Origin of the sequence: Salinibacterium sp. (assembly GCF_031364185.1) — a bacterium.
In the GTDB taxonomy this organism is placed as follows: Bacteria; Actinomycetota; Actinomycetes; order Actinomycetales; family Microbacteriaceae; genus Rhodoglobus.
Window position 1 is genome coordinate 1 of the sequence record NZ_JANLVV010000115.1, and the last position, 10,947, is coordinate 10,947.

Sequence of the window (10,947 nt, forward strand, 5' to 3'; positions counted from 1 at the left end):
CCAACAAAGAGTGCCGCAGAGTGGCACACTGAAAGGCCCCGACACTGATGTCTGGGGCAAGGAAGGAATCCGGCATGGATACGCCAGTAATCGAACTGACGGGGGTCACCAAGAGCTTTGGTCCCGTTGACGTCCTCAAAGGGGTGAACCTCACGGCGTACGCAGGCAAGGTCACTGCGCTCGTCGGCGACAACGGAGCAGGAAAATCCACTCTGATTAAAGGGCTCGCGGGTGTCCAGCCCTACGACAATGGGGTGGTCAAGGTGTTCGGCGAGGAAGTTCAGCTCCATACCCCCCGCGAGGCATCCCGCCTGGGTATTGAAGTGGTCTACCAGGATCTCGCCCTCTGCGAAAACCTCGACATCGTCCAGAACATGTTCCTGGGCCGTGAGGAACTCAGCGTCGGCACCCTCGATGAGGGCGTGATGGAGCGCGAAGCCGCGCAAACATTGCAGTCGCTCTCCGTGCGCACGGTCAAGTCGCTGCGCCAGAAAGTCTCATCCCTCTCCGGCGGCCAGCGCCAGACCGTGGCGATCGCACGCTCGGTCCTCAAGAAGGCCAAGGTCGTGATTCTGGATGAGCCAACGGCAGCTCTCGGCGTCGCCCAGACCGAGCAGGTGCTGAACCTTGTGCGCCGTCTCGCCGACCAGGGTGTCGCCGTCATCATCATCAGCCACAACCTTGTTGACGTGTTCCAGGTCGCCGACTACATCAGCGTGCTCTACCTGGGGCAGATGGTCGCTTCCGTCAGAACAGAAGACACCAACAACGCTGACGTTGTCGGCTACATCACCGGCAGCAAGACTTACGACGGAGCACAATCATGACAACCCCAGAGCCGACTTTCATCGGCACCGGCCACGAGGGTTCGATCCGTGACCAGGTGGGCAGCTACATCCAGCGACTCCGCCAGGGTGACATGGGAGCCCTGCCGGCGATCGGCGGACTTATCGTCCTGGCTGTGCTGTTCTCGTTCCTCAGCCCCTACTTTTTGACCAGGCTCAACTTCGCCAACCTGTTCACCCAGGCGGCCACGCTCGTCATGCTCGCGATGGCGCTGGTCTTTGTCATCCTCCTCGGCGAAATCGACCTGTCAGCAGGGGTCACCTCGGGCGTCTCGATGGCCATCTTCGTGATTCTCGTGAACGTGATGCAGGTGAACTGGATTCTCGCCATTCTGGCGTCCCTGCTCACGGGTATCGTGATCGGAACCTTCATCGGGTTCTTCGTTGCGAAAGTGGGTATCCCCTCTTTTGTCGTGACGCTGGGACTGTTTCTCGGTTTCCAGGGGCTCCAACTGCTCATCATTGGAACGGGCGGCTTGTATCGCGTCGAGACCCCTGAGGTCATCGCGATCATGAACGACAACCTGCCCACGTGGGGCGGCTGGGTGATGCTGGCCGTCGCGGTCGCCGTGTCTCTCGGCACGGGGTTGTGGGATCGCAGCAGGCGCGCTCGTGCTGGGGTCGCCAATCGGCCGATTGGCCTGCTCTGGGCCCGCCTGGCCGCCATCGCGGTCCTGGGCGGGATCGTGGTCACGGTCCTCAACGACAACCGCTCGTTGTCGGTGAAACCCATCCAGGGCGTGCCGATCGTCATCCCCATCGCGCTCGCCGTGCTGTGGATCGGAACGTTCGTGCTCGATCGCACTCGCTACGGCCGATATCTCTACGCCGTCGGCGGCAGCGCGGAAGCCGCCCGTCGCGCCGGAATAAAGGTCGCGATGGTGCGCTGGGTAGCCTTCATCATCTGTTCAACCCTTGCCGTGGTCTCTGGAATATTCGACGCCAGCCGGATCGGCGCCGTCGATGCCAGCAGCGGACGTGCCATTGTGCTGAGCGGGGTCGCTGCCGCTGTCGTAGGAGGAGTCAGCCTGTTCGGAGGCCGCGGTCGATTGATCCATGCCGCCATCGGTGCGTTTGTGATCGCGATCATCGGCAACGGGCTTGGGCTCTTGGGGCTTCCGTCCGGCGTCAACTTCCTGGTTACGGGCGCCGTGCTCATCCTTGCGGCGAGTGTCGACGCCGTATCGCGTAAGCGCGCCGGCGGCGCCATCCTTCGGTAGCGCGAATGTACGGCCACCCACCAGCGAAATCTAACTGACCGAGGCCGACCGGGATTCATTCCGGTCGGCCTCTCTTTATTGACAGCCCAAAAGTCATGTGGTTAAGATGGGAGCGTTCACAGAAAGCACACGATGGAGTGATCCGGGGTGTCCGAACACCGTTCGAGGCTGCTCCAGCACCGAGCACTCCGCGCCAGACCAAAGACGATCGGGGCATCCAGCTATGACGGTGACTACCGGTGGGCGCGCACTGACAAGCCAGGGCACTCAGCCCCTTCGCCGCAGGAAGCTCGGCCACGGCAAGACGGTGGCGGTCTTCGTGGCACCGTTCCTCGTGCTCTACTCGCTCTTCTACGCGGTACCGATCGGGTACGCGGTCTACCAATCGTTTCTCAGCGTCAAACGCGAGGGCACCTTCGGCCCGGCAACCACGGTCTTTGGCGGGCTTACCCAATACATCGCCGTTTTTCAGGCCAGTGAGTTCTGGATGTCGGTACTTCGCGTTCTGCTCTTCGGCATTGTGCAGGTTCCAGTCATGCTTGGGCTCGCGCTGCTTTTTGCCCTCCTGCTCGATTCTCCGCTGGTCAGGGGAAAGAAGTTTTTCCGACTGGCGTTCTTTGCCCCCTACGCCGTTCCCGGTGTGATCGCAGCCATCATGTGGGGATTTCTGTACTCGCCCTCGCTGTCTCCCTTTAGTGCAGTGACCCGAGAGGTGTCGTTCCTCGGCGCCGATCTGATTCTCTGGTCGATCGCCAATATTGTGACCTGGGTCTACATCGGCTACAACATGCTGATCATCTACTCAGCACTGCTCGCCATCCCCACGGAAATTTATGAGGCTGCGAAGCTCGATGGTGCCAGCCAGTGGGCCGTTGCCTGGCAGATCAAGATTCCCCTGGTCACACCCGCTCTGATCCTGACTGCGGTCTTCTCGATCATCGGCACCCTCCAGCTGCTGGCCGAACCTCAGACCCTGCGCACGTTCAGCTCGGCCATTAACAGCACCTTTACCCCCAACCTCGCCGTCTATACAACAGCGTCCGTCCCCAATTACAGCCTCGCGGCCGCTTTCTCTGTCGTGTTGGCGCTGGCGACGTTCGTGCTCTCCTTTGTATTCCTCAAGGTCACCCAGAAGAGAGCTTTCGCATGAGTGCAATCACACGGTCTCGACCGACCTCCGTGCGAAACGGTGCGGCGCGCGAAAGTATTCTCTCTCGCAGCGCGGCGATGCTCATTATGGGTGTGTTCACCTTTTACTTCCTCGTGCCGATCTGGTGGCTTCTCGTCTCATCGACCAAGACACAGGCCCAGTTCACCAGCACCACACCGCTGTGGTTCACACCGGATGCCGTCGGCAACTTCATCGGAAACCTCGGCGGGCTGTTCACCTACAACAACGGCGTGTTCCTGAAGTGGATCATGAACAGCATCCTGTACGCAGGGGCAGGAGCGTTGATCGGCACCGTCATAGCGGCGATGTGCGGCTTCGCCCTGGCGAAGTACCGCTTTCGTGGCAGGGAGGCACTGTTCAACGTGGTGCTCAGCGGAGTGCTGGTACCGGCCACTGCCCTCGCACTTCCGTTGTTTCTTATCTTCAGCCAGGTGGGTCTCACTAACACCTTCTGGGCCGTCTTTTTGCCCAGCGTCGTGAGCCCATTCGGCGTCTACCTCGCCCGCATTTACGCTGCATCCAGCGTCCCCGATGAGCTGCTCGAGGCCGCCCGCCTGGATGGCTCTAGCGAATTGCGCACCTTCTTTACGGTCGCAACCAGATTGATGGCACCAGCCCTGGTGACAATATTCCTGTTCCAGTTCGTCGCTATTTGGAACAACTTTTTCCTGCCGCTCATCATGCTTCGGGATCCAGACCTGTTCCCAGTGACCCTTGGTCTGTACGCCTGGAACAGTTCGATCGGCCAGAACCCAGAACTCCGGTCGTTCGTCGTCATCGGGGCCTTTGTCTCGATAGTGCCTCTGATCGTCGCGTTCCTGAGCCTGCAGAGGTTCTGGAGCGGTGGTCTGGCGGCCGGCAGTGTCAAGTAATCAAGCACCTCAGTACCCAGCAATCCAGTGTCGTCCGTCCCGGATGTCACACCATCACACCGCAACGATAGGAAATTCAATGCAACACAAAATAAGGACGGCTGCTATGGCAGCAGCTGTCGTGTCGGCGCTCGCTCTCGCCGGATGCTCGGCACCCAGCAGCGAGCCGGCTGCAGGTGGCGCCTGCGAGCCCACAGATGGACCCGTCAACCTGACTTTCGCCAGCTGGGTTCCCGGTATGGACAAAGTTGTCGACCTGTGGAACGAAAAGAATCCTGATATTCAGGTTGAGTTCCAGACCGGCCCCAACGGCAACTCGGGCACGTACCAGAACTTCTTCAACCAGATCAAGGCCGGCAACGCGCCCGACATCGGTCAGGTTGAATACGACGCCCTGCCGAACTTTCGCGTGCAGGATGGACTTGAGAACATTGCCGCCTGTGGTGACATTCTTGCCGCCGGAGCTGACTTCGTCGATTGGACCTGGAGCCAGGTGACATTCGGGGAAGACAACGCCGTATACGCCATCCCGCAAGACAGCGGCCCCACTGCGATGTACTACCGTGCCGACCTCTTCGAGGCCGCAGGCATCCCGGTTCCCACCACCTGGGAAGAATACGCCGCGGCCGCCGCTCTGATCAAGGCGCAGGGTTCGTTCATCACCAACTTCCCGAAGACGGACGTCAACTGGTTTGCCGGCATGGTGTGGCAGAACGGTGGACAGTGGTTTGAGAACAACGGCGAAAAGTGGACCGTAGACCTCACCTCACCCGAGTCGCTCGAAGTGGCCGACTACTGGCAGGGACTCCTCGACCGCGGCGAGGTCTCTACCCTCGCGTCGTTCTCCGATGAGTGGAATGCTTCGTTCAATACGGGCCAGCAGTGGACCTGGATCTCGGCGGTCTGGGGCGCAAGCACCATCCGCACCGGCGCACCGGACACTTCGGGCAAGTGGGCAGTAGCTCCCATGCCCCAGTGGAAAGATGGCGGAACCGACGCAGGCAACTGGGGCGGATCTTCCACCGCAGTGCTCAAGGGTTCTAAGCACACCTATGAGGCCGCGCAGTTTGCGCTGTGGCTGAACACGGATCCCGAGGCTCTCGCCTTAGCGAACGAGCTCGGTGGCCTGTACCCGGCATCCAAAGACGGTGCGAAGCTGCCCGTCTTCCAGGCCGAGCAGGAGTTCTACGGCGGTCAGAAGATCTACGACGTCTTCGCCGAGGCCTCTGCCCAGGTCATCCCGAACTTCGTGTGGGGCCCGACCATGACGCAGACCTACACCGACGTCTCGGACGGCTTCGGTGCGGTCATCGGCGGCTCGGGCACGCTGGCAGATGCGCTGGCAGCTGGCACGAAGAAGACGATTGCCGCTCTCAAGGCGCAATCGATTCCCGTCGCGGAGTAACTTATTCACAGCATCGTCTACCTCCGCGTCCCGGGCGCCAGTCTTGTACTGGATGCCCGGGGTGCGGGGGTACCCTCATTTCTGCACTGGGGTGCCGATCTGGGTGCCCTCACGACCAGCCAGCGTGAGAGTTTCGCACTATCGCAGCTGCCTCCCATCTCTCCCAGTTCTATCGATTCACCGCGCCTGCTGAGTATTCTGCCCGTCGAAAGTGAAGGCTGGAGTGGCACGCCGGGAATCTCCGGCTTCCGCGGGGGGCAGCCGACTGAGTTGTCCTTCGAGCTCGTGGGCGCCGAGGTTCCGGATGCCGCCTCCGCGACGTTCATGCTGCGAGATGTATCGTCCGAACTCATCGTTGAGCTGAAATACGGTCTGTCCCCGCAGGGAGTATTGGCGATGACGGCAGTCGTCACCAACACCGGCTCCGTGCCGTGGACGCTCGCCAGACTGGGCATCAGCGTGCCCATCCCCACCCGGGCCCGGGAGGTCCTTGACCTCACCGGACGCTGGGCATTTGAGCGCCAGCCGCAACGTCGTGACCTCGCGCACGGTACGTGGAGCAGGCAGACGCGTCATGGGCGCAATGGCCATGACAGCCCCGAACTGTTCGCGGCTGGAACGCCCGGTTTCGCGTTTCGCGCCGGTGAGGTTTGGGTGCTCCACCTGGCCTGGAGTGGCGATCACGACATGCTGGCAGAATCGCACGCCACCGGCCAATCGATCCTAGGCGCGGCAGAGCTGCTGAAGCCGGGCGAGATCCAGCTCGCACACGGCGAGCACTACTCGACGCCGACGGTACTCGGCGCGTGGTCTGATTCGGGGCTCGACGGCATCTCCGAGCGCTTTCATTCCTGGGCCAGGGCGGCCCGGGCGCGCCCGCTGGCGGCCCGCCCGGTGATCCTTAACACGTGGGAAGCGGTCTACTTTGACCATGACTTCTCGCGACTAGCGGAACTGGCGAGACGCGCGGCTGTCGTGGGCGTGGAGCGTTTCGTACTTGATGACGGTTGGATGACCGGCCGCGTAGACGATAGTCGCGCGCTGGGCGACTGGACCGTCGACCCCGTCCGGTGGCCGCGCGGCCTGCATCCTCTCGTCGACCATGTGCACAGCCTCGGCATGGACTTCGGGCTGTGGGTTGAGCCGGAGATGGTAAGTCTCGATTCGGAGCTCGCGCGGACGCATCCTGAGTGGATTCTCGCGAGCGCGCAATCGTGGCGCAACCAGTACGCGCTTGATCTGGGTAACCCAGAGGCCTTTGCCAACATTCTCGGCCAGTTATGCGCGCTCCTCGACGAATATGACATTGCCTACCTGAAATGGGATCAGAACCGCGACCTGCTCGGTGGTTCGACACATCGCCAAACCGTGGCGAGTTGGCAGCTGATGGCGGCGCTCAGGTCGCGTTACCCTGGCCTCGAGATCGAGTCGTGCTCATCCGGAGGTGGTCGTGTCGACCTTGGGGTACTGGAGCACACCGATCGGGTGTGGGCCAGCGATACCAATGATCCGCTGGAGCGGCAAGTTATTCACCGCTATACCTCCATCGTGCTGCCGCCCGAGGTGATTGGCGGCCACGTCGGGGAGAGGATTGCCCACACCACCGGTCGCTCCACCGATCTTTCCTTCAGGCTTGCCACGGCATTCTTCTGGTCGGCGGGCATCGAATGGGATCTGACCAGCACGACTGATGATGATCTCGCCTCGGCGACTCTCTGGATCGCCGCCTATCAGCGCCATCGAGGGTTGCTGCACTCCGGCACGGTGGTACGAGTGGATGCGGCAGATCCGGCACTCCAGACGCACGGAGTCGTGGCACCGGATCGCAGCGAGGCACTGTTTGCCGCCGTGTGCCTCACCGCCCCGCGGGATGCTGCGTCGACCGGTCTCGTCTTTCCCGGACTTGACATCGATGCTGACTACCGTCTCGACGTGCTCGACCTGGGCGCTCCTGTTCGCCACTTTCATGGCTCCCCACAGTGGCTCAGGGACGGTGGCGTGACGCTCCCCGGCCGAATCCTCGGCGGCACTGGAATCGCTTGGCCGTCGTTACAGCCGCAGCAGGCACTGGTAATGCGCCTTGAGCGTCTTTAGGCCAGCCGCTCGCTCAGCACCCTGACCGAGCCACCGGGAACGACCATCCGCCCGTCGACAGCCAACCCTGTGATCAGCTCTGAGCCGACACCGTCGATCGTGACGTCGGTGACGGTGTGGTTGATCACGAAGGTGAAGGTTGCGTCATCTCCCACGCGCACAATGCGCTCGACACCGACGGTCATCGCGGGCATCGCCACCCGTGCGTCCGCCAACACATCGCCCATCAGGGCGGCAAAAGAGGTGGCATCCAACGCCGTTGCAATGTAGACCGCCCTGCCCGCACCGTAGCTATTCGACAGGACCGCGGGATGCCCGGCAACGGGCCCATCGATGAAGGTGGAGAGCACGCTCGCTGTCGTGGGCCTGGCGACCTCGCTCCACAGCGAGCCCGTTGCCCCGGTCGACAGAATCACCTGTTGCCCAGGGAGGAGAGGGAAATACTCCTCGGTCCAGGCGCCGAGTAACTCGCTGAATGCGCCGGGGCGAACCGCGCCGGTTGGGTCAACGCGGATGCGGTCGTCGTCATCCACAACTCCCGAGAAGAAGGTCACGATCACGGTGCCACCTCCCGACACGTAGTCAGTGACGACCGCGGCGTCGTCATCGGTGAGGAGGTAGAGACACGGCACGACGACAACGTCGTAGTCGTCGAAGCGTCCTCCCGCTGGCACGACATCGACTGTTACGCCCGTCGAGCGCAGCGCCTCATAGGCTCGGTGCACCTGGTCGAGGTAGCGCACGTCCGCGGAGGGTTGTGACGGACCCTCGGCCGCCCACCATGATTGCCAACTGAAGACAAGGGCAACGGACGTTTTCACTCGCGAGCCCGACACGGGTTGAAGAGCTGACAGCATGCGACCGACAGCAAGGGTCTCACGCCAGATTTTCGAATCGGTGCCGCTGTGCGGCAGTAGGGCGGAGTGGAATTTCTCAGCACCCTGGCGCGAGGCGCGCCACTGGAAAAAGCACACGGCGTCTGCCCCCCGGGCAACATGCGCGGCGACATTGCGCAAGAGTTCCCCGGGCGCCTTGGCGACGTTGCGGGGCTGCCAGCTCACGGCACTCGTGGATGTCTCCATCAGCATCCACGGAGCCCCATTGGCGAGCCCCCGCGTAACATCCGCGGCGAACGAGAGCTCGCTGGCGGGGTGGTCGAGGCGGTTATCGAGGTAGTGGTCGTTGGCTACGATGTCCATTTCCGGTGCCCACTGCCAGTAGTCCTGCGTGCGGATGTGCGCCGTGACCATGAAATTGGTGGTGACCGGTACGGTGCTCGCAGATCGGAGGATGGCCGTTTCGGCGCGAAAGTAGTCGAGCAGTTCGTCCGAACTGAATCGTGCAAAGTCGAGTTGATGTGCCGGGTTTCCGGCGGAGAGGGTGTCGCGCGGCGGCAGAACCTCATCCCACGCGTCATATCGCTGGCTCCAGAAGGACGTTCCCCAGGCGTCGTTAAGGCGCCCCACCGTGCCGTACCGGAGTTCGAGCCAGCGGCGGAAGGCCACGGCCGAGACGTCGCAGTAGCACAGTGCGTTGTGGCATCCAAGCTCATTGGAGACGTGCCAGAGCGCCACGGCCGGGTGGGAGCCGTAGCGTTGCGCGACCTGGGTTACCAGCGCCAGGGCGTAGTCGCGGAAAATGGGAGAACTCGGGCACCACGCCTGTCGTCCCCCGGGCCAACGGCTGGTGCCGTCGCTCGCAACAGGCAGAATTTCGGGGTGCAGGGTCGATAACCATGGGGGCGGGGACGACGTTCCGGTGCCGAGGTTGACGCGTATCCCCGCGTCATGCAGTAGCTCGATCACGCTGTCGAGGGAGGTGAAGTCGACGCTGTGTTCGCGCGGCTGAATGCATGCCCAACCGAAGATGTTGATAGCGACGAGGTCGACACCAGCCTCCCGCATCAGCGCGATATCCTCGACCCATACATCAGGCGACCATTGCTCGAAGTTATAGTCGCACCCGAAGAGCACACGCCCGTCCTGCCACCGGTTAGCGATTGCCGCAACGTCGTGTCGCTTCACCGCCGCCTCCTTTAGCGCACATCTCTTCCGTGAATCTGGACCCTGCGAACGCGTGCCCGTGAACGCGTGCCCGTGAACGTGCATTCTGTGAACGTGCATTCTGTGAACGTGCACAGGCCTGTCCAATAAAAATCCCGCTGATCTACGCGGGTCGGTCTTAGCTTAATCCTCACCCTTGAAAAGTGTCAATTGGGAACGTTCCCACCGGGGGTGCCGGTACAATCGCTGCATGCGCCAGCGGTCAAACCAACCGAGGCGCGCGACTATTTTCGACGTAGCTGCCGAGGCGAATGTTTCTCGAGGCACCGTCTCGAGGTTTCTCAATGGTGAGCCCTACGTTTCGGATTCCGCTCGAGAGGCAATCGAGAAAGCGATTGCGAAGGTGGGGTATGTGCGCAACATGGCGGCACGTAATCTCGCCTCCCAGCGCACGCGGTCCGTCGGACTGATCGTGCATGAGCCGCATTCGGTCTTTCTTGACGATCCCAACATCGGCGCGATCCTTCTCGGCACCAATGAGCGACTCTCTGAGGAGGACTACCAACTCGTGTGTCTGATCATCGGATCGGATCGCGACTCTGCTCGGGTCGCCGACTTCCTGCGCGGCGGCTTCGTTGACGGGGTCATCATCGTCTCGGCGCGCGAATATGATCCGATCGCTCTTGCGATCTCCGAGATCGGCTTGCCGGCCGTGTTCGTGGGCCACCCCACCACGCCGTACGACATCCCTTTTGTGGGAATCGATAACCGAACAGCGGCCCGAGACATCACCCACAGGTTGATCGATACCGGGCGTCAGCGCATTGGCATGATTGCGGCTGCTCTCGACCGGGACTCCGGAACGGAGCGGCTCGCGGGATTCCAGGATGCTCTGGGCGCGGGCTTCGATCCCGCTCTGGTGGTGGATTATCCGCTGTATTCGCATTCCACGGGCGTCGATGGGATGCGGGCGCTGCTTGAACGGGAGCCTCTGATCGATGGAGTATTTGCTGCCTCCGATGCGATCGCCGCGGGCGCCATGGAGGTGTTGCGTGAATCTGGTCGCCGCGTGCCGGTTGATGTGGGCATCGTGGGTTTCGACGACAGCGAATGGGCACTACGGTGCCAGCCGTTACTGTCCACGGTGCAACAACCGGCCGACTTGCTGGGCCGTGAGGCGGCATCAGTGGTACTTGACCTCGTTGCCGGACGCCCGCCCGCAAACACAGGAACGCTGCTGCCAACCGAAATTGCGTGGCGCGGCTCGGCCTAATCCGTTCGTTCCCGATAGTTCTCCCGGATGCCACTGCGAAAGTCGGGCTCCGGCTCGGCCGTGA

Annotated in this window: 8 protein-coding genes; 7 read left to right on the top strand and 1 reads right to left on the bottom strand. The window is 62.1% G+C overall.

The features are described from left to right. Positions 1 to 74 precede the first annotated feature (74 nt). The 6 genes from RMN95_RS05270 (at position 75) to RMN95_RS05295 (ending at position 7,607) form a co-directional block, all read left to right on the top strand. Complete coding sequence (locus tag RMN95_RS05270; protein ID WP_309615899.1) at positions 75 to 827, top strand: ATP-binding cassette domain-containing protein; 753 nt, start codon at positions 75 to 77, stop codon at positions 825 to 827. Continuing rightward, entirely contained in the window at positions 824 to 2,065 is a 1,242-nt protein-coding gene (locus RMN95_RS05275; protein WP_309615900.1) for an ABC transporter permease subunit, read from the top strand. The genes RMN95_RS05270 and RMN95_RS05275 overlap by 4 nt, the downstream gene beginning before the upstream one ends. 223 nt (positions 2,066 to 2,288) lie before the next feature. Further along, positions 2,289 to 3,215 (top strand): sugar ABC transporter permease, encoded by a 927-nt coding sequence (locus RMN95_RS05280; protein WP_309615901.1) that lies wholly within the window; start codon positions 2,289 to 2,291, stop codon positions 3,213 to 3,215. After that, positions 3,212 to 4,108: a carbohydrate ABC transporter permease gene (locus tag RMN95_RS05285; protein ID WP_309615902.1), complete on the top strand. Its 897-nt coding sequence runs from the start codon at positions 3,212 to 3,214 to the stop codon at positions 4,106 to 4,108. Before RMN95_RS05280 ends, RMN95_RS05285 begins: the two co-directional genes overlap by 4 nt. 106 nt (positions 4,109 to 4,214) lie before the next feature. Then, positions 4,215 to 5,513 (top strand): extracellular solute-binding protein, encoded by a 1,299-nt coding sequence (locus RMN95_RS05290; RefSeq protein WP_309615903.1) that lies wholly within the window; start codon positions 4,215 to 4,217, stop codon positions 5,511 to 5,513. Positions 5,514 to 5,561: 48 nt separating this feature from the next. Beyond that, a complete protein-coding gene (locus RMN95_RS05295; RefSeq protein WP_309615906.1) occupies positions 5,562 to 7,607 on the top strand; it encodes an alpha-galactosidase in 2,046 nt (681 codons plus the stop codon). Here the strand turns inward: RMN95_RS05295 and RMN95_RS05300 are convergent. Beyond that, positions 7,604 to 9,631, bottom strand: coding sequence for a beta-galactosidase (locus RMN95_RS05300; RefSeq protein ID WP_309615904.1), 2,028 nt, complete (start codon positions 9,629 to 9,631; stop codon positions 7,604 to 7,606). The genes RMN95_RS05295 and RMN95_RS05300 overlap by 4 nt on opposite strands. Before the next feature lie 229 nt (positions 9,632 to 9,860). Here RMN95_RS05300 and RMN95_RS05305 point away from each other — a divergent pair, with 229 nt between their 5' ends. Continuing rightward, entirely contained in the window at positions 9,861 to 10,883 is a 1,023-nt protein-coding gene (locus RMN95_RS05305; protein ID WP_309615905.1) for a LacI family DNA-binding transcriptional regulator, read from the top strand. Positions 10,884 to 10,947 lie beyond the last annotated feature (64 nt).

Bases quoted from the DNA above. Each gene is read 5' to 3' on its own strand.
- RMN95_RS05285 (WP_309615902.1), top strand. From the start codon at position 3,212: ATGAGTGCAATCACACGGTCTCGACCGACCTCCGTGCGAAACGGTGCG.
- RMN95_RS05270 (WP_309615899.1), top strand. From the start codon at position 75: ATGGATACGCCAGTAATCGAACTGACGGGGGTCACCAAGAGCTTTGGT.
- RMN95_RS05305 (WP_309615905.1), top strand. From the start codon at position 9,861: ATGCGCCAGCGGTCAAACCAACCGAGGCGCGCGACTATTTTCGACGTA.
- RMN95_RS05275 (WP_309615900.1), top strand. From the start codon at position 824: ATGACAACCCCAGAGCCGACTTTCATCGGCACCGGCCACGAGGGTTCG.
- RMN95_RS05280 (WP_309615901.1), top strand. From the start codon at position 2,289: ATGACGGTGACTACCGGTGGGCGCGCACTGACAAGCCAGGGCACTCAG.
- RMN95_RS05290 (WP_309615903.1), top strand. From the start codon at position 4,215: ATGGCAGCAGCTGTCGTGTCGGCGCTCGCTCTCGCCGGATGCTCGGCA.